Source organism: Streptomyces sp. NPDC021562, assembly GCF_040640875.1.
GTDB lineage: Bacteria > Actinomycetota > Actinomycetes > Streptomycetales > Streptomycetaceae > Streptomyces.
Window position 1 is genome coordinate 1 of record NZ_JBFACN010000042.1, and the last position, 26029, is coordinate 26029.

Below are 26029 nucleotides of genomic sequence, written 5' to 3' on the forward strand. Positions count from 1 at the left end.
GAACTGGTCCCGCACAAGACCTTCCAGGGCAACCGCCCCACCACGACGATCCTGGCCCGCGAGCTGACCCCGTCGGTCCTCGGCCAGCTGATCGCCCTCTACGAGCACAAGGTGTTCGTCCAGGGCGCCGTCTGGAACATCGACTCCTTCGACCAGTGGGGCGTGGAACTCGGCAAGGTCCTCGCCAAGCGCATCGAGCCCGCCCTGACCGAGGGCGCCGACGTCCCCGGCCTCGACCCGTCGACCAAGGCACTGGTGGCCACGTACCGGGAGCTGCGCGGCCGGTAGGCCCGAATGAATCCCCAGACGTGAGAGAACCCGTACGGCCGACGGCCGTACGGGTTCTCTCAGGCGGGTGTCCTCAGGGTGACGCCGGCGGGTACAGCGACCTCGGCAGCTGGGCCGCCGCTGCCGCGTCCAGCAGCCACAGGGTGCGCCTGCGGCCCTTGGCGCCCGCCGCCGGGGCCTGGATCTCGCCCGCGCCCGACAGGGCGATGGCGACGGCCTCGGCCTTGTCCTCGCCCGCCGCCAGCAGCCAGACCTCGCGGGCCGAGCGGATGGCGGGCAGGGTCAGGGAGACCCGGGTCGGCGGCGGCTTGGGGGCGCCGTGGACGCCCACCACCGTGCGTTCCGTCTCGCGGACCGCGGGCAGCTCCGGGAAGAGCGACGCCACGTGGGTGTCCGGGCCGACGCCCAGCATCAGGACGTCGAAGGTGGGCACCGGACCGTGGTTCTCGGGGTCGGCGGCCTGCGCCAGCTCCGCCGCGTAGGCCTCGGCCGCCGCGTCCACGTCCGCGCCCCAGGGGCCGTCCGACGCGGGCATGGCGTGCACGCGCTTCGGGTCCACCGGGACCTGGTCCAGCAGGGCCTCGCGGGCCTGGGTGACGTTGCGCTCCGGATCACCTTCGGGCAGGTAGCGCTCGTCGCCCCACCACAGGTCGAGCCTGCTCCAGTCGACGGCGTCCCGGGCGGGCGCCGCCGCCAGGGCCGCGAGCAGGCCGTTGCCGTTGCGGCCGCCCGTGAGGACCACGGACGCCTCGCCGCGGGAGGCCTGCGCGTCCACGATCTTCGTGATCAGACGGGCCGCGGCGGCCTGCGCCATCAGCTCCTTGTCGTGGTGCACGACCAGCTGGGGGGTGCTCATGTCGCCTTCGCCCTCTTCTTCAGCGGTGCCGGTTGCTGCGGCGCCGCCTCTGTCGTGGGAGCCTCGGCAGCGGCGTCGGGAGCCGCCCCGACGGTGACCGGTTCTCCTTTGGGCGACGGCTCCGGAACCGCGGGCGCCGCCTTCGCGGACGCGTTCAGCCGCTCCACGCCGAACCGCAGTGCCGACGCGTAGGTGTCGTCCGGGTCGAGCCGGCGCAGCTCCTCCGCGATCAGCTCGGCCGTCTCCCGCCGCTTCAGCGCCACCGCGCGGTCCGGCTGGCCGTCGATGGACAGGGTGGCGAGGGAGCCGTCCGCGCGGTCCAGCGCGATCGGGCCCTGGGTCGTCTGCATGCGGACCGCCGTCAGACCCGGGCCCGCGGAGAGCGACCGCTTGACGGGGACGTCCAGGCGGTCCGCGAGCCACATCGCCAGCAGCTCGCAGCTCGGGTTGAACTCCTCGCCCTCCACCTCGACGGCCCGGACCTCGCAGGCCACCTGGTCCAGGGCCGCCGCCAGCATGGAGCGCCAGGGCGTGATCCGGGTCCAGGACAGGTCCGTGTCACCGGGCGTGTAGGCGTCGGCGCGGGCGGACAGCTCCCGAACGGGCTGCTCGGAGGCGTAGGTGTCGGTGACCCGGCGCTGGGCGAGGGCGCCCAGCGGGTCCTTCGCCGGGTCGAGCGGGGCGTTCACCGGCCACCAGACGACGACCGGCGCGTCCGGCAGCAGCAGCGGCAGCACCACCGAGTCGGCGTGGTCGGCGACCTCGCCGTACAGCCGCAGCACCACCGTCTCGCCGGTGCCCGCGTCCGCGCCCACCCGGACCTCGGCGTCCAGCCGGGACGCCGTACGGTCGCGGGGGGAGCGGGAGACCCGCTTGATGACGACCAGCGTGCGCGACGGGTGCTCGTGCGAGGCGTCGCTGCCGGCCTTCAGGGCGTCGTACGCGTTCTCCTCGTCGGTGACGATGACGAGGGTCAGCACCATGCCCACGGCGGGCGTGCCGATGGCCCGGCGGCCCTGCACCAGCGCCTTGTTGACCTTGGCGGCCGTGGTGTCCGTGAGGTCTATCTTCATGGGCGGCGCCAGCTCCGTCCGTCTCGTGCGAGCATCTCGTCGGCCTCGACGGGGCCCCAGGTGCCCGACTTGTACTGCGCGGGCCTGCCGTGCTTGTCCCAGTACTCCTCGATCGGGTCGAGGATCTTCCAGGACAGCTCGACCTCCTCCGTGCGCGGGAAGAGGTTGGCGTCGCCCAGCAGCACGTCCAGGATCAGCCGCTCGTAGGCCTCGGGGGACGACTCGGTGAAGGACTCGCCGTAGGCGAAGTCCATCGACACGTCCCGGATCTCCATCGAGGTGCCCGGCACCTTGGAGCCGAAGCGGACCGTGATGCCCTCGTCGGGCTGGACGCGGATGACGATCGCGTTCTGGCCCAGCTCCTCCGTCGCCGTGTGGTCGAAGGGGGAGTGCGGGGCCCGCTGGAAGACGACCGCGATCTCGGTGACGCGACGGCCGAGGCGCTTGCCGGTGCGCAGGTAGAAGGGGACGCCCGCCCAGCGGCGGTTGTCGACCTCGACCTTGACGGCGGCGTAGGTGTCGGTCTTCGACTGGGGGTCGATGCCGTCCTCTTCGAGGTAGCCGATGACCTTCTCGCCGCCCTGCCAGCCGGCCGCGTACTGGCCGCGCACGGTCGACCTGCCCAGGTCCTTCGGGAGCCGGACCGCGCCGAGGACCTTCTCCTTCTCCGCGGCCAGCGCGTCCGCGTCGAAGGAGGCGGGCTCCTCCATCGCGGTCAGGGCCATCAGCTGGAGGAGGTGGTTCTGGATGACGTCACGGGCGGCGCCGATGCCGTCGTAGTAGCCCGCGCGGCCGCCGATACCGATGTCCTCGGCCATGGTGATCTGCACGTGGTCCACGAAGGACCGGTTCCAGATCGGCTCGAACATGGTGTTGGCGAAGCGCAGCGCCAGTATGTTCTGGACGGTCTCCTTGCCGAGGTAGTGGTCGATCCGGAACACCTGGTCCGGCTCGAACACCTCGTGCACGACCTTGTTGAGCTCCTCGGCCGACTTCAGGTCGTGGCCGAAGGGCTTCTCGATGACCGCGCGTCGCCAGGAGCCGCCGGACTGGTCGGCCAGGCCGTGCTTCTTCAGCTGCTGGATGACCACCGGGAAGGAGCGCGGCGGGACCGACAGGTAGAAGGCGAAGTTGCCGCCCGTGCCCTGCGCCTTGTCCAGCTCCTCGATGGTGGAGCGCAGCCGCTCGAACGCGTCGTCGTCGTCGAAGGTGCCCTGGACGAAGCGCATCCCCTGGATGAGCTGCTGCCAGACCTCCTCGCGGAACGGGGTGCGGGCGTGTTCCTTGACCGCGTCGTGGACCTCGGCGGCGAAGTCCTCGTGGGCCCACTCACGGCGGGCGAAGCCGACCAGGGAGAAGCCCGGCGGCAGCAGACCCCGGTTGGCCAGGTCGTACACGGCGGGCATGAGCTTCTTGCGGGAGAGGTCGCCCGTGACGCCGAAGATGACCAGGCCCGACGGCCCCGCGATGCGCGGGAGCCGTCGGTCCGCGGGGTCACGAAGCGGGTTCGCTCCGGAACCGGAAAGGGGTGACAAGTGATCAGCCCTCCGAGGGGGCCAGGCGCTCCAGCTCCGCCTGGGTCGACTTGAGCAGGTCGTTCCAGGACGCCTCGAACTTGTCGACGCCCTCGTCCTCCAGGACCTGGACCACGTCGTCGTACGAGATCCCGAGCGCCTCGACGGCGTCGAGCACGGCGCGCGCCTGCTCGTACGTGCCGGTGACGGTGTCGCCGGTGATCTCGCCGTGGTCCTCGACCGCGAAGAGGGTGGCCTCCGGCATGGTGTTCACCGTGTTCGGGGCGACCAGGTCGTCGACGTACATGGTGTCCTTGTACGCCGGGTCCTTCACACCGGTGGAGGCCCACAGCGGACGCTGCTTGCGGGCGCCCGCGGACTCCAGCGCGTTCCAGCGGTCCGAGGAGAAGACCTCCTCGTACGCCTGGTAGGCGAGCCGGGCGTTGGCGACGGCGGCCTTGCCGCGCAGCGCCTTCGCCTCGTCGGTGCCGATGTCGTTCAGGCGCTTGTCGATCTCGGTGTCCACGCGGGACACGAAGAACGACGCCACCGAACGGATCTGCGACAGGTCCAGGCCGCGCTCCTTGGCCTTCTCCAGGCCGGTCAGGTAGGCGTCCATGACCTTGCGGTAGCGCTTCAGCGAGAAGATCAGCGTGACGTTGACGCTGATGCCGAGGCCGATGACCTCGGCGATCGCCGGGATGCCCGCCTCGGTGGCCGGGATCTTGATGAGGGTGTTGGGGCGGTCGACCAGCCAGGCCAGCTGCTTGGCCTCGGCGACGGTCGACTTGGTGTTGTGCGCCAGGCGCGGGTCGACCTCGATCGACACCCGGCCGTCCTGGCCGTCGGTCGCGTCGAAGACCGGGCGCAGGATGTCGGCGGCGTCGCGGACGTCCGCCGTGGTGATCATGCGGATGGCCTCTTCGACGGTCACCTTGCGGGCGGCGAGGTCCGAGACCTGCTGGTCGTAGCCGTCGCCCTGGGAGATCGCCTTCTGGAAGATCGTCGGGTTGGTGGTGACGCCCACGACGTGCTGCTGGTCGATCAGCTCGGCGAGGTTGCCGGACGTGATCCGCTTGCGCGACAGGTCGTCCAGCCAGATCGCGACGCCTTCCTCGGAGAGGCGCTTGAGTGCGTCTGTCATGGAATTACATCTCCTACGGGTCGTATGTGAGCGTCAGCGCTGGGCGGCGGCGATGGATTCCCGGGCCTTGTCGGCCACGTTCTCGGCAGTGAAGCCGAACTCCTGGAAGAGCACCTTGCCGTCGGCGGAAGCACCGAAGTGCTCCAGGGAAACGATGCGGCCGGCGTCCCCGACGTACTTGTGCCACGTGAGACCGATGCCGGCCTCCACCGAGACACGAGCCCTGACGGACGGCGGCAGGACGCTGTCCCGGTACCCCTGGTCCTGCTCCTCGAACCACTCCACGCACGGCATGGACACGACGCGGGTGGGCACGCCCTCGGCCTCCAGACGCTCGCGGGCCTCGACGGCGACGTGCACCTCGGAGCCGGTGGCGATGAGGATGACCTCCGGGGTCCCGTTCGACGCCTCGAACAGGACGTAACCGCCCTTGACGGTGTCCTCGTTCGGCTCGTACACCGGCACGCCCTGGCGGGTCAGCGCCAGACCGTGCGGGGCGCCCTTGCCGAACACCTTCGTGTAGCGCCTGAGGATCTCGCGCCAGGCGATCGCGGTCTCGTTGGCGTCCGCCGGGCGGACCACGTTCAGGCCGGGGATGGCGCGCAGCGAGGCGAGGTGCTCGACCGGCTGGTGGGTCGGGCCGTCCTCGCCGAGGCCGATGGAGTCGTGGGTCCACACGTACGTCACCGGCAGGTGCATCAGCGCCGAGAGCCGGACGGCGTTGCGCATGTAGTCGGAGAAGACGAGGAACGTACCGCCGTAGACACGGGTGTTGCCGTGCAGGGTGATGCCGTTCAGCTCCGCGCCCATCGAGTGCTCGCGGATGCCGAAGTGGATGGTGCGGCCGTAGGGGTCCGCCTCCGGCAGCGGGTTGCCGGCCGGCAGGAACGAGCTGTTCTTGTCGATGGTCGTGTTGTTCGACCCGGCCAGGTCCGCGGAACCGCCCCACAGCTCGGGGATGACCGCGCCGAGCGCCTGGAGCACCTTGCCGGAGGCGGCCCGGGTCGCGATGCCCTTGCCGGGCTCGAAGACCGGGATCTTCTCCTCCCAGCCGGTGGGCAGTTCGCCCGCGGCGATCCGGTCGAACTCGGCGGCGCGCTCGGCGTTGTTGTCACGCCACAGCTGGAAGGACTTCTCCCACTCGGCCCTGGCGGCGGCACCGCGCTCGCCGGCCTTGCGGGTGTGGGCGATGACCTCGTCGGCCACGTCGAAGGACTTCTCGGGGTCGAAGCCGAGGACGCGCTTGGTGGCCGCGACCTCGTCGTCGCCGAGCGCCGAGCCGTGCGCGGCCTCGGTGTTCTGCGCGTTCGGGGCGGGCCAGGCGATGATCGAGCGCATCGCGATGAACGACGGCCGGTCCGTGACCGCCTTCGCGGCCTCGATCGCGTTGTAGATGGCGTGCGGGTCCAGGTCGCCGTCCGGCTTCGGGGCGACGCGCTGCACGTGCCAGCCGTACGCCTCGTACCGCTTGACGGTGTCCTCGGAGACGGCCGTCTCGGTGTCGCCCTCGATCGAGATGTGGTTGTCGTCCCACAGCAGGATCAGGTTGCCGAGCTTCTGGTGCCCGGCCATCGAGGACGCCTCGGCGGAGATGCCCTCCTGCAGGCAGCCGTCACCGGCGATGCAGAAGATGTAGTGGTCGAACGGCGACTCGCCCTGCGGCGCCTCGGGGTCGAACAGGCCGCGCTCGTAGCGGGCGGCCATGGCCATGCCCACGGCGTTGGCGACACCCTGGCCCAGCGGACCGGTGGTGGTCTCCACGCCCCGGGTGTGGCCGTACTCCGGGTGGCCCGGGGTCTTGGAGCCCCAGGTGCGGAAGGCCTCGAGGTCTTCCAGCTCCAGGCCGAAGCCGGCCAGGTAGAGCTGCGTGTAGAGGGTCAGCGACGAGTGACCTGCTGACAGCACGAAGCGGTCGCGGCCCACCCAGTCGGGGTCGGACGGGTCGTGCCGCATCACCTTCTGGAAGAGGGTGTACGCGGCCGGCGCCAGGCTCATCGCCGTACCCGGATGGCCGTTGCCGACCTTCTGTACGGCATCGGCGGCCAGGACGCGGGCGGTGTCTACGGCCCGCTGGTCCAACTCGGTCCAGTCGAGGTCTGTGGTGGTCGGCTTGGTGCTCACCCTGGGTCAGGGCTCCTCTCCACATGTTCGGTTACCGGTCCACGGGCACACGCCCACACCGGCTGCCGGTGTACCGGGTGCCCACCGGCCGCTGTCGAGCCTACCCCCGTAAGGACGTGCATTTTTTCGAGTGTTTACAGACTGCCGGGCCTGGCGGGGATCCGCCTCCCGACTGGCCGGGAAGGCGTGTCGGCACACGAATGCAGGTGAATACGCAGCCGCTCATCTGACTGCTCAATCGAGCCACCCCACCCCTCTGCCGAGTCCCCCGCCAACACGACCCCACCCCCGCGAAGATCGGGGTATGGGCAACGTCTAAAGTGGCGTGGTACGCGCGAGCCTTCACCGTCGGTTCACACGGCGGGCTCGCTGGGAGTCTCTGTCAGGGGTGTGCGTGACGGCCGTCGAATCCCGTCCAGCGGGGGTACTCGGTGCGAGCGAGAGCCCGAGTCACCGGCCGTTCGGGGCCCGTGTCAAAGCTTTCGTGGCGCTGACCAAGCCGCGGATCATCGAGCTGCTGCTCATCACCACCGTCCCGGTGATGTTCCTGGCTCAGCAGGGCGTGCCCGACCTGACGCTGGTGCTGCTCACCTGCGTGGGCGGTTATCTCTCCGCGGGCGGCGCGAACGCGCTGAACATGTACATCGACCGGGACATCGACGCGCTGATGGACCGCACCTCGCAGCGGCCCCTGGTGACCGGCATGGTCAGCCCGCGCGAGTGCCTCGCCTTCGGCATCACCCTGGCGGTCGTCTCCACCCTGTTGTTCGGTTTCACCGTCAACTGGCTGAGCGCCTGGCTGTCACTCGGAGCGCTCCTCTTCTACGTCGTCGTCTACACGATGATCCTCAAGCGCCGTACCTCGCAGAACATCGTCTGGGGCGGTATCGCCGGCTGTCTGCCGGTGCTGATCGGCTGGTCGGCCGTCACGGACTCCATGTCGTGGGCACCGATCATCCTGTTCCTCGTCATGTTCTTCTGGACGCCGCCGCACTACTGGCCGCTGTCCATGAAGGTGAAGGACGACTACGCGCGCGTGGGCGTGCCGATGCTGCCCGTGGTCGCCTCCAACAAGGTGGTCGCCAAGCAGATCGTCATCTACAGCTGGGTGATGGTCGCCGTCTCCCTGCTCCTCACCCCGCTCGGCTACACCGGCTGGTTCTACACGCTGGTCGCGCTGGTGGCGGGCGGCTGGTGGCTGTGGGAGGCGCACGCCCTGCAGAACCGCGCCAAGGCCGAGGTGACGGGCGGGAAGCTCAAGGAGATGCGGCTGTTCCACTGGTCCATCACCTACGTCTCGCTGCTCTTCGTGGCTGTGGCGGTCGACCCCTTCCTGCGCTGACGCAGGTCACACCGCCCTGCCCTCGCCAGTGGATCTACCCGTGAGTAGCATCCTGTTCATGGCAGACACGCAGCAGGTGGACCAGAAGGCCGAGCGCAAGGTCACGCGCCTCGCCAAGCAGATCGACACCTTCGCCAGGGCCCACGGCGGCGCCGAGGGCCAGGTGGCCTACATCGGCGAACGCGGCGCCCGCATCGTCCTCGTCGGCGAGGACGGCGGCTGGGGCGACCTGGTGGCCCCGACGTACGAGATCGCCGAGCAGGCGGTGGCCAAGTCCGGCATCACCGCCCACGAGGCCTTCGACGGCGAACTCGCGGCAAAGGTGACGACGGGCCCGTACGAGTGGAAGCGCATGGCCGGCATCCAGATCGGCGGCTGATCAGGGGCGCGGGGAACCGCGCGACAAGCCACCCCCGGCCCCGCGACTTCGATCCCGTTCACCCGTTAAGACGGTTAAGCAACCGTCGTCCACGGGGAGCCCGGATGATCGACACGCCGTCCCTGGTGGACCAGTACTGCCACGGAGTGCTCCGCACCGAGCTGGGCCTGGGCACCTTCGAGGCCCAGCTCGCCCGCACCGAGGGCCCGCCCGCCCCCGGCACCACCCTCTTCGACACCCAGACCGGTTTCGCGGTACGCCGCTGGTGCCCCCCGCTGCTCGGTCTGGAACCCCACTGCCCGCCCGCCCGCTACCTGGCCCGGCGCCGCGAACTCGGCGTCCTGGAGGCCGGCCGCCGGCTCCTGCGCGGCAGCGGCATCACCACCTACCTCGTCGACACCGGCCTGCCCGGCGACCTCACCGGCCCCACCGAGATGGCCTCCACCGGCGACGCGAACGCCCGTGAGATCGTCCGCCTGGAACTCCTCGCCGAACAGGTCGCGGACACCTCGGGAACCGTCGAGTCGTTCCTCGCCAACCTGGCCGAGTCGGTGCACGGCGCGGCCGCGAACGCGGTCGCCTTCACCTCGGTCGCGGGCCTGCGGCACGGCCTGGCCCTGGCCCCCGAGCCACCCGGTCCCGGCGAGGTGCGCGGTGCCGCGGGCCGCTGGCTGGCGGGCCGGCGGGTCGGCGGCGAACTGTCCGACCCGGTGCTCCTGCGCCACCTGCTGTGGATCGCGGTGGCCTCCGGGCTGCCCCTGCAACTGCACGCGGGCCTCGCCGAGCCCGGCGCCCGGATCGACCGTACGGATCCGGTGCTGCTCACGGACTTCGTCCGGGCCACCGCGGGCCTCGGCACCGACCTGATCCTGCTGCACGGCTACCCGTACCACCGGCACGCGGCCCATCTCGCCGGGGTCTTCCCGCACGTCTTCGCCGACTCGGGCGCGGCCCTGGTCCGCACCGGAGCCCGGGCCGCCACGATCCTCGCCGAGATCCTCGAACTCGCCCCGTTCGGCAAGATCCTGTTCTCCAGCGGCGCGCACGGCCTGCCGGAACTCCACGTCGTCGGCGCCCGCCTCTTCCGTGAGTCCCTCGCCCGGGTCCTCGGCGCCTGGGTCGCCGAAGGCGCCTGGTCTCCGGCCGACGCCCAGCGTGTGGCCGGGCTGATCGCGGCGGGGAACGCGCGCCGGGTGTACGGACTGGAGTGAGCCGTGCCCCGGGACGCCCCGGGGCTACTCGGCGCGGGCGGCCGACGCGCCCACCGCGTCGTACGACTGTGCGGGCAGCTCGGCGGTGGCCACGGCGGCGCGCTCCCGCAGGGACAGCAGGACCCGCAGCACACCGATCCACACCAGGCAGGAGCCGAACATGTGGAGGCCCACCAGGACCGTGGGCAGGTGGGTGAAGTACTGGACGTAACCGATCACGCCCTGCCCGAGCAGGATCAGGAACAGGTCACGGACCCGGTCGCGCGGGCCGCGGGGCGCGTCGACGCCCTTGAGGAAGAACCACAGCGCGAAGGTCAGCGACACCACGATCCAGGCGAACACCGCGTGCAGCTCCGCGACGCCCGACCAGCTGACGTCGATGCGCTCGACCTCGCCGGAGTCGCCCGGGTGCGGTCCGGCGCCGGTCACCACCGTGCCCGCGGCGATGAGCACCAGCGACACGGCCACCAGCGCCCACACCAGCTGCTGCACGGCCTTGCCGACCAGCGGGCGCGGCTCCCCGTCACCCTCACGGGTGCGCTGCCACATCACCGCGGCGACCGTGATGAGGGCCGTCGCCAGCAGGAAGTGGGCGGCGACGGTGTAGGGGTTGAGGCCGACGAGCACCACGATGCCGCCGAGGATCGCGTTGCCCATCACGATCCAGAACTGCGCCCAGCCCAGCCGGGTCAGGCTGCGCCGGTACGGCTTCTCGGACCGGGCGGCGATGATCGCCCAGCCGACCGCCGCGCACAGCACGTACGTCAGCATGCGGTTCGTGAACTCGATGGCGCTGTGGTAGCTCAGCGCGGTCGTCGGGGTCAGCGAGCCGTCGGTGCACTCGGGCCAGGTCGGGCAGCCGAGGCCGGAGCCGGTGAGCCGCACCGCGCCCCCGGTGACCACGATGACCACCGACATGACGAGCGCGGTGAGGGCGGCCCGCCGGACCGTCCGGGGATCCGGGGTCCAGTGGCCGGCGATGAAGGCGAGCGGGTTGCGCAGGGCCGCAACGACGTCGGTGGGGGTCAGCTTTGGCACGGACACCATGGTAGGGGTCAGCTTGTGCACGCGTTCACGAGGGTCACTCCCAACGGAAGAACCGTCCCGCGGCCGCCAGCCCCAGCACCCCCCACACCGCCAGGATCCCCAGGTCCGCCCACGGCGTTCCCGAGCCGTGCTGGAGCACGTCCCGCAGACCGTCGGAGAGCGCGGAGACCGGCAGCAGGGCGAGGACGTGCTGGGCGCCGCCGAACTTGTCCAGCGGCACGATCACCCCGCCGCCCACGAGCAGCAGCAGGAACACCAGGTTCGCTGCCGCCAGGGTCGCCTCCGCCTTCAGGGTGCCCGCCATCAGCAGGCCGAGGCCGGAGAACGCGGCGGTGCCGAGGACGAGCAGGAGCAGCACCGCGAAGGGGCTGCCGTGCGGGGACCAGCCGAGGGCGAAGGCGATCACCGTCAGCAGGATCACCTGGAGGACCTCGGTGACCAGGACCGACGCCGTCTTCGCCGCCATCAGGCCCCAGCGGGGGAGCGGTGAGGAGGCGAGCCGCTTCAGGACGCCGTACCGGCGTTCGAAGCCCGTGGCGATGGCCTGGCCGGTGAAGGCCGTGGACATGACGGCCAGGGCGAGGATGCCGGGGGCGAGGAAGTCGACCGACCTGCCGGCGCCGGTGTCGACGACGTCCACCGAGCTGAACAGGACCAGCAGGAGGGTCGGGATGACGACGGTCAGCAGCAGCTGCTCGCCGTTGCGCAGCAGCATCCGCGTCTCCAGGGCCGCCTGTGCCGCGATCATGCGGGGCAGCGGGGCGGCGCCCGGCCGGGGGGCGTAGGTGCCCGTCGCGGTGGTCATGAGCGCAGCTCCTTGCCGGTCAGTTCGAGGAAGACGTCCTCCAGGGTGTGGCGTTCCACCGAGATCCGGTCCGGCATCACCCCGTGCTGGGCGCACCACGAGGTCACGGTGGCCAGCAGCTGCGGATCGACCTTGCCCATGACCCGGTACGACCCCGGGGTCAGTTCGGCCGCCGTCGAGTCCGCCGGGAGCGCCTTGAGCAGGGAGCCGACGTCGAGTCCGGGGCGGCCGGTGAACCGCAGGGTGTTCTCGGCGCCGCCCTTGCACAGCTCCTCGGGGGAGCCCTGGGCGATCACCCGGCCGGCGTCGATGACGGCGACGTCGTCGGCCAGCTGCTCGGCCTCCTCCATGTAGTGCGTGGTGAGGATGACCGAGACGCCGTCGGCGCGCAGGTCCCGCACCAGGTCCCAGGTGGCCCGGCGGGCCTGCGGGTCGAGTCCGGCGGTCGGTTCGTCGAGGAAGACCAGCTCCGGGCGGCCGACCACGGCCATGGCGAGCGCCAGGCGCTGCTGCTGGCCGCCGGAGAGCCGGCGGTACGACGTCCGGCCGCAGCTGCCCAGGCCGAGCCGCTCCATCAGCGCGTCCACGTCCAGCGGGTGCGCGTGCAGCCTGGCCACGTGGCGCAGCATCTCGTCGGCGCGCGCGCCGGAGTAGACACCGCCGGACTGGAGCATCACCCCGACTCTGGGGCGCAGCTCGGCGGACTGGCGTACGGGATCGAGGCCCAGGACGCGCACCGAGCCGGAATCCGGTTCCCGGTACCCCTCGCAGGTCTCGATCGTCGTCGTCTTGCCCGCTCCGTTGGGGCCGAGCACGGCGGTCACGCCCGGCCGGGCCACCAGGTCGAGGCCGTCCACGGCGGTCTTCGTGCCGTACCGCTTCACCAGGTCCCGCACCTGGACCACGGGCTCACTTCGCATGGTGACAGAGTCTAAGGACGTCTGCCGTCACCCGGACGGCCGGGTGCTACATCTCCTCCTCACGGGGGCGGTGCACGGCCAGCCACCGTTCGGCGTACGCGACCGCGTCCGCCACCGGGAAGAGCCGCGCCCCGGCCGCGCCGAGCGCCCCGCGCAGGACCACCGGGCGGTCGCGTTCGAAGTCGTGCCCCAGTTCGTCGAAGCGGTCGGAGGTGATCGACACCTCGGTCACCTCCTCCCAGCCGCCGCCCGCGGCGGGCCGGCCGACCCGGACCCGCGGGGCGGGGATCCGGTACTCGGCGAGGTGGAAGGCGGTGCAGGTGTCGTAGCCGGTGCCGAGCATCAGCACGCGCGCGTGCAGCGCCTCCAGCCGGGCCAGCGGGCTGCGCTCGCCGAGCCGGCAGTCGGGGGCGTGGCCGTCGAGGATCCGGGCGGCGAGCGGGCCGACGGCCGCGAAGGAGGTCCCCGGATGGACGCTGCGCACGGCGCCCGGCCAATTGCGTACGGTCTCCGGGATCACCCCGACCCCGCGCGAGGGCGTGGTCCGGGGGTCGTACGCGGGCATGGTCGCGCGGATCCGCGGCCACCATGCCTCGGGCACCGGCGGGTCGCGCCACAGCGCCGGGTCGGAGAGGTCGCCGGTCTGGGTGGGGACCACCAGGGTGCCGTCCGGGCCGAGGGCGTCGAGGAGCGCCTGGACGACGGCCACGGGTCCGCCGTTGACCCAGCCGAGCGAGCTGAGCGAGGTGTGGGCCAGGAGGACCTCGCCGGGCCGGACGCCGAGCGCGCGCAGCTGCCCGGCGAGGCTGTCCCGGGTGACAAGGGGGCCGGTCGGAGGGGGTGTGGGCATGGTCCGGGAGTGTTCCGGAGGGGGCCGGACCACGCCACCGGTTTCTCCGAGCACGATCGATCAGAGATCGTTTCCGCAGGTCGGATTAGGTAGCCCTAAGTGACGCAGGGCACCGCGCCGTCCCCCGGGCGCGGCTTGCCTGCCCCTGAGGAATTACGCAACAATGGCGTTGTGAAAAACGTCGGCGAGGCTCGGGAGACCCCCATGGGGACCCCGCAGGAAGAGCTCGCGACCGGTGAGCGCTCGACGCGCAACCGGGTCGCGCGGTCGATCCTGGACCACGGCCCGTCGACCGTCACCGAGCTGGCCGGGCGCCTGGGGCTGACCCCGGCGGCCGTGCGCCGGCATCTGGACGCCCTGGTCGCCGACGACGTCGTGGAGGCGCGCGAGCAGCGGGTGTACGGCGCGCGGACGCGCGGCCGGCCCGCCAAGGTCTTCGCCCTCACCGACTGCGGCCGCGACGCCTTCGACCAGTCGTACGACAAGCTCGCCGCCGACGCGCTGCGCTGGATCGCCGAGCAGGAGGGCGGCCAGGAGGCGGTCGCCGCCTTCGCGCGGGCCCGGATCACCGCCCAGGCGAGCGCCTACCGCCGGGCGATCGAGGGCGTGAGCCCCGACAAGCGCGCGGAAGCGCTGGCCAAGGCGCTGAGCCAGGACGGGTACGCTGCAACGGCGCGCAGCGCACCGGTCGGCGAACAGCTGTGCCAGCACCACTGCCCGGTCGCCCACGTCGCGGAGCAGTTCCCCCAGCTGTGCGAGGCGGAGACGGAGATCTTCGCCGAGCTGCTGGGTACCCACGTCCAGCGACTGGCGACCATCGCGCACGGCGACGGCGTCTGTACGACGTTCATCCCCAAGATTTCCACGACTTCCACTGACGCATCTGCTAGCACGGCCGGGAGGAACCCCGCATGACTCTCCCCACGGAGACTGCCCACCCTGAGCTCGAAGGCCTGGGCAAGTACGAATACGGCTGGGCCGACTCCGACGTGGCCGGTGCCTCCGCCAGGCGTGGCCTCAGCGAGGAGGTCGTCCTCGACATCTCCGGCAAGAAGTCCGAGCCGGAGTGGATGGCCAAGCTGCGTCTCAAGGGCCTGAAGCTCTTCGAGAAGAAGCCCATGCCGAACTGGGGCTCCGACCTCTCCGGCATCGACTTCGACAACATCAAGTACTTCGTGCGCTCCACGGAGAAGCAGGCGGAGTCCTGGGAGGACCTGCCCGAGGACATCAAGAACACCTACGACAAGCTGGGCATCCCGGAGGCGGAGAAGCAGCGCCTGGTCGCCGGTGTCGCCGCCCAGTACGAGTCGGAGGTCGTCTACCACCAGATCCGCGAGGACCTGGAGGAGCAGGGCGTCATCTTCCTCGACACCGACACCGCCCTGAAGGAGCACCCGGAGCTCTTCAAGGAGTACTTCGGCACCGTCATCCCGGCCGGCGACAACAAGTTCGCCGCGCTGAACACGGCCGTGTGGTCCGGCGGCTCCTTCATCTACGTGCCGAAGGGCGTGCACGTCGAGATCCCGCTCCAGGCCTACTTCCGCATCAACACGGAGAACATGGGCCAGTTCGAGCGGACCCTGATCATCGTCGACGAGGGTGCCTACGTGCACTACGTCGAGGGCTGTACCGCCCCGATCTACAAGTCGGACTCGCTCCACTCCGCGGTCGTCGAGATCATCGTCAAGAAGAACGCCCGCTGCCGCTACACGACCATCCAGAACTGGTCGAACAACGTCTACAACCTGGTCACCAAGCGCGCCGTCGCCTACGAGGGCGCCACCATGGAGTGGGTCGACGGCAACATCGGCTCCAAGGTGACGATGAAGTACCCGGCCGTCTACCTGATGGGCGAGCACGCCAAGGGCGAGACCCTCTCCATCGCCTTCGCGGGCGAGGGCCAGCACCAGGACGCCGGCGCCAAGATGGTCCACATGGCCCCGAACACCTCCTCGAACATCGTCTCCAAGTCGGTGGCGCGGGGCGGTGGCCGTACCTCCTACCGCGGTCTCATCGAGATCGGCGAGGGCGCCCCGGGCTCCAAGTCGAACGTGCTCTGCGACGCGCTGCTCGTCGACACCATCTCCCGCTCGGACACCTACCCGTACGTCGACGTCCGCGAGGACGACGTGTCCATGGGCCACGAGGCGACCGTCTCCAAGGTCTCCGAGGACCAGCTCTTCTACCTGATGAGCCGCGGTCTGAGTGAGGACGAGGCGATGGCGATGATCGTGCGCGGCTTCGTCGAGCCGATCGCCAAGGAGCTGCCGATGGAGTACGCCCTCGAACTCAACCGGCTGATCGAGCTCCAGATGGAAGGCGCGGTCGGCTGACGCCGTCCCCTCCCGTCAAGCCACTTTTACGCAAGAAAGCGAGCAGACCGACAGCCATGGCTGAGGCTCAGAACACCCCGGTGGGCTCCACCACCGCCGGCGCCATCGCGGTGGCCGCCGAGTCGACCGTCGCCACGCGCATGAGCGCGCCGCCGTCCTTCGACGTCGCGGACTTCCCGGTCCCGCACGGCCGCGAGGAGGAGTGGCGGTTCACCCCGCTGGAGCGCCTGCGCGGGCTGCACGACGGCACCGCCGTCGCCACCGGCGAGGGCGTCAAGGTCGTCGTCGAGGCCCCCGAGGGTGTCACCGTCGAGACCGTCGACCGTGACGACCCGCGGCTCGGCAGGGCGGGCACCCCGGTGGACCGCGTCGCCGCCCAGGCGTACTCGGCGTTCGAGAAGGCCGGCGTGGTCACCGTCCCCAAGGAGACGGTGCTCACCGAGCCGATCCGGATCGCCGTGCACGGCGAGGGCGGGACCGCCTTCGGCCACCAGGTGATCGAGCTGGGCGCCTTCGCCGAGGCCGTCGTCGTCATCGACCACACCGGTGACGCGGTGCTCGCCGCCAACGTGGACTACCTGCTCGGCGACGGCGCGAAGCTGACCGTCGTCTCCGTCCAGGACTGGGACGACAAGGCCGTGCACGTCGCCCAGCACAACGCCCTGGTCGGCCGGGACGCCACGTTCAAGTCCGTGGTCGTCACCTTCGGCGGCGACGTCGTACGACTGCACCCGCGCGTGTCCTACGCGGGCCCCGGCGGCGAGGCCGAGCTGTACGGCCTGTACTTCACCGACGCCGGCCAGCACCAGGAGCACCGCCTGCTGGTCGACCACAACGCCCCGCACTGCAAGTCCAACGTCGCCTACAAGGGCGCGCTCCAGGGCGAGCAGGCGCACGCCGTCTGGATCGGTGACGTCCTCATCGAGGCCAGGGCCGAGGGCACCGACACCTACGAGATGAACCGCAACCTGGTCCTCACGGACGGCGCGCGCGTCGACTCGGTGCCGAACCTGGAGATCGAGACCGGCGAGATCGTCGGCGCCGGCCACGCCTCCGCCACCGGCCGCTTCGACGACGAGCAGCTCTTCTACCTGATGGCCCGCGGCATCCCGGAGCACGAGGCCCGCCGCCTCGTCGTCCGCGGCTTCTTCGCCGAACTGGTCCAGCAGATCGGTGTCGCCGACATCGAGGAGCGCCTGCTCGCCAAGATCGAGGAGGAGCTGGAGGCCTCGGTCGCATGACAGCCCCGACCGCGTTCGTGCGCGCCTGCGGACTGAGCGAGCTGGAGGAGGACACCCCGAAGCGGGTGGAACTCGACGGCACGCCGGTCTCGCTCGTCCGCACCGAGGGAGAGGTGTTCGCGATCCACGACATCTGCTCCCACGCCAACGTCTCGCTCTCCGAGGGCGAGGTGGAGGACTGCCAGATCGAGTGCTGGCTGCACGGCTCCAGCTTCGACCTGCGCACCGGCAAGCCGTCCGGCCTCCCGGCCACGCGCCCCGTCCCCGTATACCCCGTAAAGATCGAAGGGGACGACGTGCTCGTCTCCCTCACCCAGGAGTCCTGAGGCAATCCATGGCAACGCTTGAAATCCGAGACCTGCACGTCACCGTCGAGGCCGACAACGCCACGAAGGAGATCCTCAAGGGCGTCGACCTCACCGTGAAGCAGGGCGAGACGCACGCCATCATGGGCCCCAACGGCTCCGGCAAGTCGACCCTCGCCTACTCGCTGGCCGGTCACCCCAAGTACACGATCACCGGCGGCACCGTGCTGCTCGACGGCGAGGACGTCCTGGAGATGTCCGTCGACGAGCGGGCCCGCGCGGGCCTGTTCCTGGCGATGCAGTACCCGGTCGAGGTACCCGGCGTCTCGGTCTCCAACTTCCTGCGCACCTCCGCCACCGCCATCCGCGGCGAGGCCCCCAAGCTGCGCACCTGGGTGAAGGAGGTCCGCGAGGCCATGGAGCGCCTCAGCATCGACCCCTCCTTCGCCGAGCGCAACGTGAACGAGGGCTTCTCCGGCGGTGAGAAGAAGCGCCACGAGATCCTGCAGCTCGAACTGCTCAAGCCGAAGGTCGCGATCCTCGACGAGACCGACTCCGGCCTCGACGTCGACGCCCTGCGCATCGTCTCCGAGGGCGTCAACCGCGTCCGCGAGACCGGCGAGGTCGGCACCCTGCTGATCACGCACTACACGCGCATCCTGCGCTACATCAAGCCCGACCACGTGCACGTGTTCGCCGGTGGCCGGATCGTCGAGTCCGGCGGTCCCGAGCTGGCCGACAAGCTGGAGAACGAGGGTTACGAGGCTTACACGAAGGGCGGCGCATCCGAGTGACACAGTTGCCGGGCCTCCTCACTGAGTCCAATCTTCTTGGCGAGGCGATCCGCAAGGACTTCCCGATCCTGGACCGGCTGGTCCACGACGACCGGAAGCTCGTCTACCTGGACAACGCGGCGACCTCGCAGAAGCCGCGCCAGGTGCTGGACGCCCTGAGCGAGTACTACGAGCGCTACAACGCCAACGTCCACCGCGGTGTGCATGTGCTCGCCGAGGAGGCCACGGCGCTGTACGAGGGCGCGCGCGACAAGGTCGCCGAGTTCATCAACGCGCCCAGCCGCGACGAGGTGATCTTCACCAAGAACGCCTCCGAGTCGCTGAACCTCGTGGCCAACATGCTGGGCTGGGCCGACGAGCCCTACCGGGTGGACCACGAGACCGAGATCGTCATCACGGAGATGGAGCACCACTCCAACATCGTGCCGTGGCAGCTGCTCGCGCAGCGCACGGGCGCGAAGCTGAAGTGGTTCGGCCTCACCGACGACGGCCGTCTCGACCTGTCCAACATCGACGAGGTCATCACGGAGAAGACGAAGATCGTCTCCTTCGTGCTGGTGTCGAACATCCTGGGCACGGTCAACCCGGTCGAGACGATAATCCGGCGGGCGCAGGAGGTCGGCGCGCTCGTCTGCATCGACGCCTCCCAGGCCGCCCCGCACATGCCGCTGGACGTACAGGCCCTGCAGGCCGACTTCGTGGCCTTCACCGGCCACAAGATGTGCGGCCCGACCGGCATCGGCGTCCTGTGGGGCCGCCAGGAGCTGCTCGAGGACCTGCCCCCGTTCCTCGGCGGCGGCGAGATGATCGAGACGGTGTCGATGCACTCCTCGACCTACGCTCCGGCCCCCCACAAGTTCGAGGCGGGCACCCCCCCGATCGCCCAGGCGGTCGGTCTCGGCGCGGCGATCGACTACCTGAGCGCCATCGGCATGGACAAGATCCTCGCCCATGAGCACGCGCTGACGGAGTACGCGGTGAAGCGTCTCACCGAGGTCCCCGACCTGAAGATCATCGGCCCCACCACGGCCGAGGACCGGGGCGCGGCGATCTCCTTCACGCTCGGGGACATCCACCCGCACGACGTGGGCCAGGTCCTCGACGAGCAGGGCATCGCGGTCCGGGTCGGCCACCACTGCGCCCGTCCCGTCTGCCTGCGCTACGGAATTCCTGCGACCACGCGAGCGTCGTTCTATCTGTACTCCACGCCGGCCGAGATCGACGCTCTGGTCGAGGGCCTGGAGCACGTACGGAACTTCTTCGGCTGAAGGGCGTGAGCTGACACCGTGAAGCTGGACTCGATGTACCAGGAAGTCATCCTGGACCACTACAAGAACCCGCACGGGCGTGGTCTCAGGGATGGCGACGCCGAGGTACACCACGTGAACCCGACGTGCGGCGACGAGATCACCCTCCGAGTGAAGTACGACGGCACCACGATCGAGGACGTCTCGTACGAGGGCCAGGGCTGCTCGATCAGCCAGGCGAGCGCCTCCGTACTGAACGAACTCCTCGTGGGCAAGGACCTCGCGGACGCGCAGAAGATCCAGGAGACCTTCCTGGAGCTGATGCAGTCCAAGGGCAAGCTGGAGCCCGACGAGGCGATGGAGGACGTCCTGGAGGACGCCGTCGCGTTCGCCGGGGTCTCCAAGTACCCCGCGCGGGTCAAGTGCGCCCTCCTGAGCTGGATGGCGTGGAAGGACGCGACGGCCCAGGCGCTGGCCGGCGCGGCCGACGCCGAAAGGAGGACGGCATGAGCGAGACCGTTGAGATGAAGCCCGCCTCGGAGGAGGAACTCCGTGAGGCGCTGTACGACGTCGTCGACCCCGAGCTGGGCATCGACGTCGTCAACCTCGGCCTGATCTACGGCATCCACATCGACGACGCGAACATCGCGACGATCGACATGACCCTGACCTCGGCGGCCTGCCCGCTGACCGACGTCATCGAGGACCAGGCCAAGTCCGCCACGGACGGTCTCGTCAGCGAACTGCGCATCAACTGGGTCTGGATGCCCCCGTGGGGCCCCGACAAGATCACCGACGACGGCCGCGAGCAGCTGCGGGCGCTCGGGTTCAACGTCTGAGCATCCCGCGTACGTGAAAGCGGCGGCACCCGGCTCGGGTTGCCGCCGCTTTTCCGCGTCTCAGCTGAGCCCGTCCACCAGGTCGAAGTAGAAGTCCTGGCGGTTGGCGGTGTTGTAGCCGTACGGGTCCAGGTACAGCTGGAAGTTCTTGTGACGCAGGGCGTAATTGGGGTAGTTCACCGACTGGAACAGCACGTCGCCCGAGTACCCCGTCCTCTGGGGGCAGAAGGTGGCGTCCTGCTGGAACAGTCCGCTGCCGTCGTTGCGCTCGGCGCGCAGCACGAAGTTCTGGTGGCGCAGGTACAGCCCGTCGTGCGTGGCGAAGGAGTAACAGGAGCTGTTCGCCAGGCCCTTGACCAGCGAGAAAGTGGAGTCCTGCCGGGACTCGGAGCCGCCGGGCTGGTCCAGCTTCACGTAGCTGCCGCTCACGTGCCAGTAGCGGTCCGGGTAGTTGACCGAGCGGACCGAGGTGCCGCCTGCGCCGGTCGGCGTACCCGAACCGCCTGAACCGCCTGAACCGCCGGAGCCGCTGGACCCGCCTGAACCGCCGGAGCCGCCCGCGCCGCCGGAACCTCCCCCCGCGGCCGACGACTTGGAGGGCTTCGCGGCGGACGGCGAGGCCTTCGGGCCGCCGGTGCCGTGCTTACCGCCGGTCGCCTCGGGGGAGGGGCTGTCGGCCGCGGAGGCCGACGACATGCCCGAGGTGCCCTTCGGCTGGGTGGCCCCGCCCGAGGCCGTCGGGGAGGCGAAGGAAAGCAGACCGGGGCCGTTGTCGAGGGCCGCGCCGGTGACCGGCGGAGGCGACGCCTGGTCAGTGGTGTGGTGGCTGACGGCTATCGCGGTGACACAGGCGACGACCGTGGCGATCGCCAGTGTCCCGGCCAGCCAGAGTCTTCGGGTCCCGGGAGCCCGGGAGGTGTCGGGGCCCCAGCCGTTCTCCCACTGGGGGTGCGGCGGGGGTTGGGGGGTGGTTTCTGGCATGCGTGATTCCTCCAGCGGCGCCAAGGCAGCGGCAGCCGGGGGTGTGAGGGTGACGTGGGTGAGGTGTGAAGCAAGGGTGGATCACAGAGGTGCACACACTAGTGGAGCCGTGGGGCTGCGGGGAGCCGTTTGGGCTAGCGTTTTCTGTGAGGATTAAACATTTTCTGGTGACGTCAGGGGGAGTTCGTGACCCATCTGTGGCCGACCGCCCTGGAACCCCAACTGCGTGGCACCTGAACCTACTTGGGGGAGAGGTGTCCTGCCCCGAGGGCCGGGCGGCCGGTTGTGTACGGCCGTACACAACGTTGCGTACACTCGTACACATGGGATACCTGACACTCGCCGGCGCCATAGCCGCCGAGGTCGCCGCCACGACGGCGATGAAGTACAGCGACGGCTTCAGCCGACTCTGGCCGACGCTGGTGACGGCGTTGGGGTACGTCGTCTCCTTCCTGCTCCTCGCCCAGACCCTGAAGACCGTGTCGATCGGCACGGCGTACGCGATCTGGGCCGGGGTCGGCACCGCGACCATCGCCGTGCTCGGCCTGCTGCTGTTCGGCGAGGGCCTGTCCTTGGTCAAGGTCGCCGGGATCGCGCTGATCGTCGGGGGAGTGGTGGTCCTGAACCTGGGAGGTGCGCACTGATGCCCCGCCGTTACGACCCGGAGCGCCGGCAGCGGATCATCGAGGCGGCGATCCGGGTGGTCGGCGAGAAAGGGCTTGCTGGCCTCAGTCACCGCTCCGTCGCCGCCGCGGCGGACGTGCCGCTCGGTTCCACGACCTACCACTTCAGCACCCTCGACGAGCTGATGGTCGCCGCCCTGCGCCAGGCCAGCGAGGGCTTCGCCAAGGTGATCGCCTCGCGCGGGGGACTCGAGGACCCGCGGACCGACCTGGCGGCGGAACTGGCGGGCTGGCTGGGGGAGTGGCTGGCCGGTGACCGCACCGGCGTCGAGCTGGAGTACGAGCTCTACCTCGCCGCCCTGCGCCGCCCCGCCCTGCGCCCCGTCGCCGCCGAGTGGGCCGACGACCTCGCCCACCGCCTCGCCCACCGCACCGACCCGGTCACGGCACGGGCGCTGGTCGCGCTCATGGACGGGATCTGCCTCCAGGTGCTGCTGACGGGGGCGGAGTACGACGAGGAGTACGCCAGGGAGGTGCTGGCGAGGGTGATCGGGCCGCGCCGCGCTTAGGGGGCCGGAGCGGGGCGCCGCTTCAGGGCGACGGCGCGGGCGCGGACCGCGGCAGCGGTGCCGGCGTCGCCTCCGGCGCAGGCGCCGCTACCGGTGCGGGCGCGGACGGCGCCACCGGTACTGACGCGTTCGCCGCCCCTGGGGCGGCGCGGAAACGCCGTCGGCACCACCCGCCGGGATGGCTCCGCCGGTCGGGACCCGGCTCCCGGCGCTGGCCCGGTCGCTCCGCCGGTCTGGAGCTCGCTGCCCGCGCCTGCCCGGGCCGCGTCGCCCCCACCCGTCCGGTCTCGGTTTCCGGTACCGGCACGTGAGACGTGGTTCGCTCTGGGTGCCCAGCTCACGTTAGGTTTCTCAGCATGACCGACACGAACGTTCGCACCACCGGAGCCGTCGCCGCCGGCCTCGCCACCATCGCCGCCGACGGCACCGTTCTCGACACCTGGTTCCCCGCCCCCGAGCTGGTCGCCGAGCCCGGCCCGGCCGGCACCGAGACGCTCTCCGCCGAGCGGGCCGTGGAACTCCTCGGCGCGGGTGCGGCCCAAGCGATCGGCCCGGACGCCCGCCGCAACGTCGAGGTCGTCGCGGTCCGCACGGTCATCGCCTCGATCGACGAGAAGCCGATCGACGCGCACGACGTCTACCTGCGCCTGCACCTGCTCTCGCACCGCCTGGTCAAGCCGCACGGCCTGAGCCTGGAGGGTCAGTTCGGCTTCCTCGCGAACGTCGCGTGGACCTCCCTCGGTCCGGTCGCCGTCGACGAGATCGAGCAGGTCCGGCTGAACGCCCGCGCCGAGGGCCTGCACCTCCAGGTGACCTCGGTCGACAAGTTCCCGCGGATGACCGACTACGTCGTCCCGAAGGGCGTCCGGATCGCCGACGCCGACCGGGTCCGCCTCGGCGCGCACCTCTCCGAGGGCACCACCGTCATGCACGAGGGCTTCGTCAACTTCAACGCCGGCACGCTCGGCACGTCCATGGTCGAGGGCCGTATCTCGGCCGGCGTCGTCGTCGGCGACGGTTCGGACATCGGCGGCGGCGCCTCCACCATGGGCACCCTGTCCGGCGGCGGCAACGTCATCATCTCCATCGGCGAGCGCTGCCTGATCGGCGCCGAGGCGGGCGTCGGCATCGCGCTCGGCGACGAGTGCGTGGTCGAGGCCGGCCTGTACGTCACCGCGGGCACCCGCATCACCATGCCCGACGGCCAGATCGTCAAGGCGCGTGAACTCAACGGCGCCTCCAACATCCTCTTCCGCCGCAACTCGGTCTCCGGCGCCGTCGAGGCCCGCCCGAACAACGCGGTCTGGGGCGGCCTGAACGAGATCCTGCACAGCCACAACTGACGTGGGGTGGCCGTGACCTGCGGCCGCCTGACCGATCATCGCTCTGACCTGCTGCCCAGCTGTCGGCAGTTGTCGACGTCGGTCACCGCTGAGCGCCCTTCCACCGCCCGAGGACGGCCCGGGGAGGGCGCTCACGTGCTCCCTCCGGACGGGACGTCCAGCGGACTTGTCGGCTTCGGCAGGGCTTCGGGATATCGATGGGCGGGGATTTCGTAGACGATCTCGCAGTGGGCGGCAGGCATGATGATGTCCGGGGTGGTCTCGACGGGGCGTCGCTGGTCGCTGTACTAGGTCCGCCGGATGTGGGTGACAAGGGCGGCCTTCTGGATGCCGAAGAGGGAGGCTTCCTCGGCGCTGGCCCGGCGGGGGCTCCGGCTGCTCCACGGCGTGGCCGACGGTGATCCCGATGGCGGCCATGCGGTTTGCGCTGTCCGTACCGGCGTTCGGGCCTCCCTCGGGGAGGACGACGAGGAACCCGTACGTGGTCCGCACGCAGAGCTCGCCTTCGGCGATCCCCCGTCGCGCGGCGATGTCAGCAGGGGCGGGGACTTTGGCGTCGGTTGCTGGGGCTCGGCGACGTACGTACCCGATCCCGCTCGCTCTCCCAGCACGCCCTGTGAGATCAGCAGTTCCTGCGCTCGGCGGACGACGTTCTCGCCCACTCCGCACCCCTGGCCGATCTGCGCACGGGAGGGAGGGCGGTCCCCCTGCGCTCGCTTCGGGAGTCAGCGTGGCGGCCATCGCCGGTCGGCTGTTCGCCGTCGGACTCCCCCTGCGGGTGGGTCAGTAGAAGCAGCGGTCAGCAATCTGGGGATAGCTCCGGTTCTCTTGGTACGCCTTCCATACTCCGTAGGCTGCTTGCAAGAACGAGCGCCAGCAATGCTCGTCCCGATTCTGCAGATCTTGAGTCTCCATGTTGACACTCATTGCGCCTGGGGGCGGATTCCCCGTGCTATCGCAAGAATGGAAGCTGCTGTCAGTCGGGTTGAAGATCAGCCAGCCTTCGCGTTCCTCGTCATCGGCCCATGTGTAGACGGCGCCCTCGGCTGTGCTGGACAGCAGTCGGACTCTTATCCACGCGGTCACCAGAAACCCTTCTCCCTGCGGCAGTTTCTGGCTGATCCAGACGCGAGCGAGGTGGCTGCTGAACCAGATAGAAGCGAACTCTTACCTGGTAGGCCCCTTGACGCAAGCATTACTCTCGTATGGTCTTGGCATGGGCATTCTGATACCTGGGCTCGCGCCAACGGTGGTCGGCGTGGTGAGCTTCGCTGTGGTCTTCGTCTGCATGACCAAGCTTCTCTTGCCACGCATCAACAAGGCTCTCGGCGAACGGAGGGACGCCATCGAGGGCCAGATGGAATGTGCTGAACAGCTGGCGGCGGAAGCCGGTGAAGTCCTCACCAAGTATCGCGAGGAGCTGGCTGAGGCCCGACACGAGGCGGCGCGCCTGCGCCAGGAGGCTTTGGAGCGGGGCACGCAACTGATCGCCGAGCTTCGCGCCGAGGGCCTGCGGGAACGCGAGGCGATGATCCTGGAAGCTCAGGCACGGCTCGGGGCCGATCGCGTCCTTGCGGAGACGGAGCTGCGGGGAGACGTCGTGTCGTTGGCCACGGAGCTGGCCGGTCGGGTGGTCGGCGAAACTCTCGAAGGTGTCGCCGACAGCGAGATCGTGGACCGCTTCTTCTCGGACCTCGATGTTCGAAACGCGGCAGGCTTGCAGTAGTCGCCCCCTCAACCCACACATCGAGGACCACGCCCGCTCGGCTCTGCCTGGGGCGACGGCGGACAGCATGAGAGCACCCCGCACGCCACAGTGCACCGGCCCCGACACGGCCCACGGGGCAAGTTGACACCTTGACCTGCATCGCAATCAGAACGGCCACAACTGATCACGGGCGGCCGTGAGCTGCGGCCGCCTGCCCCGATCACCGCTGCCCAGACCTTCTGCTCAGCTCTCGCCGGTTTGCCGACGCCGGCGGTTCGCCGCGGTCATCCAGGTGGTCGCCCAGCACAGCTCGTAGCCGAGGGCCAGCAGCGCCGGGCCGTGGGCCGGGTTCAGCCACACCCGCAGGGGGTGCCCGGGCCGGACGGCCGCGCGGATCGTCGTACAGCCCTCAGGGCGTCGCTCGGGCTGCGCGGCGTACGGGTTGAGCGGGCCGTCGACGTCCAGGGACAACGTACGGCAGCGGGTGGTCGGGGCG

General features: G+C 70.2%; 25 protein-coding genes and 3 pseudogenes. 16 read left to right on the plus strand and 12 right to left on the minus strand.

Features of this window, described 5'->3' with window-relative positions:
• A pseudogene (locus AB0G52_RS38235) lies at window positions 1–288 on the plus strand (glucose-6-phosphate isomerase); the annotation flags it as partial.
• 73 nt (window positions 289–361) lie between these two features.
• Here AB0G52_RS38235 and pgl read toward each other — a convergent pair.
• The 5 genes from pgl to tkt are packed head-to-tail and all read right to left on the minus strand — an operon-like array spanning window position 362 to window position 6996.
• The gene (gene pgl, locus AB0G52_RS38240; RefSeq protein WP_132886113.1) at window positions 362–1144 is read right to left on the minus strand and encodes a 6-phosphogluconolactonase; all 783 of its coding nucleotides are present in this window, start codon (window positions 1142–1144) and stop codon (window positions 362–364) included.
• Window positions 1141–2217, minus strand: coding sequence for a glucose-6-phosphate dehydrogenase assembly protein OpcA (opcA, locus tag AB0G52_RS38245; RefSeq protein WP_132886112.1), 1077 nt, complete (start codon window positions 2215–2217; stop codon window positions 1141–1143). Before opcA ends, pgl begins: the two co-directional genes overlap by 4 nt.
• On the minus strand, window positions 2214–3752 hold the full coding sequence (gene zwf, locus AB0G52_RS38250) for a glucose-6-phosphate dehydrogenase (protein WP_132886111.1): 1539 nt from the start codon (window positions 3750–3752) through the stop codon (window positions 2214–2216). Before zwf ends, opcA begins: the two co-directional genes overlap by 4 nt.
• 4 nt (window positions 3753–3756) lie before the next feature.
• Window positions 3757–4875: a transaldolase gene (gene tal, locus AB0G52_RS38255; protein ID WP_361343502.1), complete on the minus strand. Its 1119-nt coding sequence runs from the start codon at window positions 4873–4875 to the stop codon at window positions 3757–3759.
• Between the two features lie 33 nt (window positions 4876–4908).
• On the minus strand, window positions 4909–6996 hold the full coding sequence (gene tkt / locus AB0G52_RS38260; RefSeq protein WP_132886109.1) for a transketolase: 2088 nt from the start codon (window positions 6994–6996) through the stop codon (window positions 4909–4911).
• A 388-nt stretch (window positions 6997–7384) separates the two neighbouring features.
• Here tkt and AB0G52_RS38265 point away from each other — a divergent pair, with 388 nt between their 5' ends.
• The 3 genes from AB0G52_RS38265 (at window position 7385) to AB0G52_RS38275 (ending at window position 9928) form a co-directional block, all read left to right on the plus strand.
• Window positions 7385–8338 carry a heme o synthase gene (locus AB0G52_RS38265; protein ID WP_165939220.1) on the plus strand — a complete coding sequence of 318 codons (954 nt, stop codon included), beginning with the start codon at window positions 7385–7387 and terminating at the stop codon, window positions 8336–8338.
• A gap of 58 nt (window positions 8339–8396) precedes the next feature.
• Window positions 8397–8717, plus strand: a complete 321-nt coding sequence (locus tag AB0G52_RS38270) for a hypothetical protein (protein WP_132886108.1) — start codon at window positions 8397–8399, stop codon at window positions 8715–8717.
• Window positions 8718–8821: 104 nt separating this feature from the next.
• Entirely contained in the window at window positions 8822–9928 is a 1107-nt protein-coding gene (locus AB0G52_RS38275; RefSeq protein ID WP_361343507.1) for an amidohydrolase family protein, read from the plus strand.
• Between the two features lie 24 nt (window positions 9929–9952).
• Here the strand turns inward: AB0G52_RS38275 and AB0G52_RS38280 are convergent, their stop codons facing one another.
• From AB0G52_RS38280 to AB0G52_RS38295, 4 genes are read right to left on the minus strand one after another with little or no spacing between them, the layout of a single operon-like run.
• Window positions 9953–10975, minus strand: coding sequence for a COX15/CtaA family protein (locus AB0G52_RS38280; protein WP_361343510.1), 1023 nt, complete (start codon window positions 10973–10975; stop codon window positions 9953–9955).
• Between the two features lie 34 nt (window positions 10976–11009).
• Window positions 11010–11780, minus strand: coding sequence for an ABC transporter permease (locus AB0G52_RS38285; protein WP_361343513.1), 771 nt, complete (start codon window positions 11778–11780; stop codon window positions 11010–11012).
• A complete protein-coding gene (locus AB0G52_RS38290; RefSeq protein WP_132886104.1) occupies window positions 11777–12700 on the minus strand; it encodes an ABC transporter ATP-binding protein in 924 nt (307 codons plus the stop codon). The genes AB0G52_RS38285 and AB0G52_RS38290 overlap by 4 nt, the downstream gene beginning before the upstream one ends.
• Before the next feature lie 46 nt (window positions 12701–12746).
• A complete protein-coding gene (locus AB0G52_RS38295; RefSeq protein WP_361343517.1) occupies window positions 12747–13550 on the minus strand; it encodes an AAC(3) family N-acetyltransferase in 804 nt (267 codons plus the stop codon).
• A 171-nt stretch (window positions 13551–13721) separates the two neighbouring features.
• Here AB0G52_RS38295 and AB0G52_RS38300 point away from each other — a divergent pair, with 171 nt between their 5' ends.
• The 8 genes from AB0G52_RS38300 to AB0G52_RS38335 are packed head-to-tail and all read left to right on the plus strand — an operon-like array spanning window position 13722 to window position 20309.
• The gene (locus tag AB0G52_RS38300) at window positions 13722–14465 is read left to right on the plus strand and encodes a metalloregulator ArsR/SmtB family transcription factor (protein ID WP_132886102.1); all 744 of its coding nucleotides are present in this window, start codon (window positions 13722–13724) and stop codon (window positions 14463–14465) included.
• Entirely contained in the window at window positions 14462–15883 is a 1422-nt protein-coding gene (gene sufB / locus AB0G52_RS38305; RefSeq protein ID WP_046733478.1) for a Fe-S cluster assembly protein SufB, read from the plus strand. Before AB0G52_RS38300 ends, sufB begins: the two co-directional genes overlap by 4 nt.
• Before the next feature lie 56 nt (window positions 15884–15939).
• On the plus strand, window positions 15940–17124 hold the full coding sequence (gene sufD, locus AB0G52_RS38310) for a Fe-S cluster assembly protein SufD (RefSeq protein WP_132886101.1): 1185 nt from the start codon (window positions 15940–15942) through the stop codon (window positions 17122–17124).
• Window positions 17121–17450: a non-heme iron oxygenase ferredoxin subunit gene (locus AB0G52_RS38315; RefSeq protein ID WP_132886100.1), complete on the plus strand. Its 330-nt coding sequence runs from the start codon at window positions 17121–17123 to the stop codon at window positions 17448–17450. The genes sufD and AB0G52_RS38315 overlap by 4 nt, the downstream gene beginning before the upstream one ends.
• An 8-nt stretch (window positions 17451–17458) precedes the next feature.
• On the plus strand, window positions 17459–18223 hold the full coding sequence (gene sufC, locus AB0G52_RS38320) for a Fe-S cluster assembly ATPase SufC (RefSeq protein ID WP_132886099.1): 765 nt from the start codon (window positions 17459–17461) through the stop codon (window positions 18221–18223).
• Complete coding sequence (locus AB0G52_RS38325; protein WP_361343522.1) at window positions 18220–19491, plus strand: cysteine desulfurase; 1272 nt, start codon at window positions 18220–18222, stop codon at window positions 19489–19491. The genes sufC and AB0G52_RS38325 overlap by 4 nt, the downstream gene beginning before the upstream one ends.
• Before the next feature lie 18 nt (window positions 19492–19509).
• Window positions 19510–19980 carry a Fe-S cluster assembly sulfur transfer protein SufU gene (gene sufU / locus AB0G52_RS38330; RefSeq protein ID WP_132886097.1) on the plus strand — a complete coding sequence of 157 codons (471 nt, stop codon included), beginning with the start codon at window positions 19510–19512 and terminating at the stop codon, window positions 19978–19980.
• Window positions 19977–20309 carry a metal-sulfur cluster assembly factor gene (locus tag AB0G52_RS38335; RefSeq protein ID WP_094214784.1) on the plus strand — a complete coding sequence of 111 codons (333 nt, stop codon included), beginning with the start codon at window positions 19977–19979 and terminating at the stop codon, window positions 20307–20309. Before sufU ends, AB0G52_RS38335 begins: the two co-directional genes overlap by 4 nt.
• 60 nt (window positions 20310–20369) lie before the next feature.
• Here AB0G52_RS38335 and AB0G52_RS38340 read toward each other — a convergent pair whose 3' ends face one another.
• Window positions 20370–21290, minus strand: coding sequence for an AbfB domain-containing protein (locus tag AB0G52_RS38340; RefSeq protein ID WP_361343527.1), 921 nt, complete (start codon window positions 21288–21290; stop codon window positions 20370–20372).
• Window positions 21291–21613: 323 nt separating this feature from the next.
• Here AB0G52_RS38340 and AB0G52_RS38345 point away from each other — a divergent pair, with 323 nt between their 5' ends.
• The 3 genes from AB0G52_RS38345 (at window position 21614) to dapD (ending at window position 23825) form a co-directional block, all read left to right on the plus strand.
• Complete coding sequence (locus AB0G52_RS38345; RefSeq protein ID WP_132886095.1) at window positions 21614–21934, plus strand: multidrug efflux SMR transporter; 321 nt, start codon at window positions 21614–21616, stop codon at window positions 21932–21934.
• Complete coding sequence (locus AB0G52_RS38350; RefSeq protein ID WP_132886094.1) at window positions 21934–22482, plus strand: TetR family transcriptional regulator; 549 nt, start codon at window positions 21934–21936, stop codon at window positions 22480–22482. The genes AB0G52_RS38345 and AB0G52_RS38350 overlap by 1 nt, the downstream gene beginning before the upstream one ends.
• Window positions 22483–22838: 356 nt before the next feature.
• Window positions 22839–23825, plus strand: coding sequence for a 2,3,4,5-tetrahydropyridine-2,6-dicarboxylate N-succinyltransferase (gene dapD / locus AB0G52_RS38355; RefSeq protein WP_132886093.1), 987 nt, complete (start codon window positions 22839–22841; stop codon window positions 23823–23825).
• A 131-nt stretch (window positions 23826–23956) separates the two neighbouring features.
• On the opposite strand, the pseudogene AB0G52_RS38360 reads toward dapD, so the two are convergent.
• Window positions 23957–24505, minus strand: a pseudogene (locus AB0G52_RS38360) (UTRA domain-containing protein).
• Window positions 24506–25041: 536 nt separating this feature from the next.
• Here AB0G52_RS38360 and atpF point away from each other — a divergent pair.
• Window positions 25042–25551: a F0F1 ATP synthase subunit B gene (atpF, locus tag AB0G52_RS38365; RefSeq protein ID WP_361343532.1), complete on the plus strand. Its 510-nt coding sequence runs from the start codon at window positions 25042–25044 to the stop codon at window positions 25549–25551.
• 252 nt (window positions 25552–25803) lie between these two features.
• Here the strand turns inward: atpF and AB0G52_RS38370 are convergent.
• Window positions 25804–26004: pseudogene (locus AB0G52_RS38370) on the minus strand (hypothetical protein); the annotation flags it as partial.
• Between the last annotated feature and the right edge of the window lie 25 nt (window positions 26005–26029).

Excerpts from the sequence above, each read along its gene's own strand:
- sufD (WP_132886101.1), top strand. The coding sequence starts at position 15,940 with ATGGCTGAGGCTCAGAACACCCCGGTGGGCTCCACCACCGCCGGCGCC.
- atpF (WP_361343532.1), top strand. The coding sequence starts at position 25,042 with ATGGGCATTCTGATACCTGGGCTCGCGCCAACGGTGGTCGGCGTGGTG.
- sufB (WP_046733478.1), top strand. The coding sequence starts at position 14,462 with ATGACTCTCCCCACGGAGACTGCCCACCCTGAGCTCGAAGGCCTGGGC.
- AB0G52_RS38315 (WP_132886100.1), top strand. The coding sequence starts at position 17,121 with ATGACAGCCCCGACCGCGTTCGTGCGCGCCTGCGGACTGAGCGAGCTG.
- AB0G52_RS38285 (WP_361343513.1), bottom strand. The coding sequence starts at position 11,780 with ATGACCACCGCGACGGGCACCTACGCCCCCCGGCCGGGCGCCGCCCCG.
- AB0G52_RS38270 (WP_132886108.1), top strand. The coding sequence starts at position 8,397 with ATGGCAGACACGCAGCAGGTGGACCAGAAGGCCGAGCGCAAGGTCACG.
- dapD (WP_132886093.1), top strand. The coding sequence starts at position 22,839 with ATGACCGACACGAACGTTCGCACCACCGGAGCCGTCGCCGCCGGCCTC.
- AB0G52_RS38280 (WP_361343510.1), bottom strand. The coding sequence starts at position 10,975 with ATGGTGTCCGTGCCAAAGCTGACCCCCACCGACGTCGTTGCGGCCCTG.
- AB0G52_RS38335 (WP_094214784.1), top strand. The coding sequence starts at position 19,977 with ATGAGCGAGACCGTTGAGATGAAGCCCGCCTCGGAGGAGGAACTCCGT.
- AB0G52_RS38345 (WP_132886095.1), top strand. The coding sequence starts at position 21,614 with ATGGGATACCTGACACTCGCCGGCGCCATAGCCGCCGAGGTCGCCGCC.
- tal (WP_361343502.1), bottom strand. The coding sequence starts at position 4,875 with ATGACAGACGCACTCAAGCGCCTCTCCGAGGAAGGCGTCGCGATCTGG.
- AB0G52_RS38350 (WP_132886094.1), top strand. The coding sequence starts at position 21,934 with ATGCCCCGCCGTTACGACCCGGAGCGCCGGCAGCGGATCATCGAGGCG.
- AB0G52_RS38290 (WP_132886104.1), bottom strand. The coding sequence starts at position 12,700 with ATGCGAAGTGAGCCCGTGGTCCAGGTGCGGGACCTGGTGAAGCGGTAC.
- sufC (WP_132886099.1), top strand. The coding sequence starts at position 17,459 with ATGGCAACGCTTGAAATCCGAGACCTGCACGTCACCGTCGAGGCCGAC.
- pgl (WP_132886113.1), bottom strand. The coding sequence starts at position 1,144 with ATGAGCACCCCCCAGCTGGTCGTGCACCACGACAAGGAGCTGATGGCG.
- AB0G52_RS38275 (WP_361343507.1), top strand. The coding sequence starts at position 8,822 with ATGATCGACACGCCGTCCCTGGTGGACCAGTACTGCCACGGAGTGCTC.
- AB0G52_RS38295 (WP_361343517.1), bottom strand. The coding sequence starts at position 13,550 with ATGCCCACACCCCCTCCGACCGGCCCCCTTGTCACCCGGGACAGCCTC.
- AB0G52_RS38340 (WP_361343527.1), bottom strand. The coding sequence starts at position 21,290 with ATGCCAGAAACCACCCCCCAACCCCCGCCGCACCCCCAGTGGGAGAAC.
- opcA (WP_132886112.1), bottom strand. The coding sequence starts at position 2,217 with ATGAAGATAGACCTCACGGACACCACGGCCGCCAAGGTCAACAAGGCG.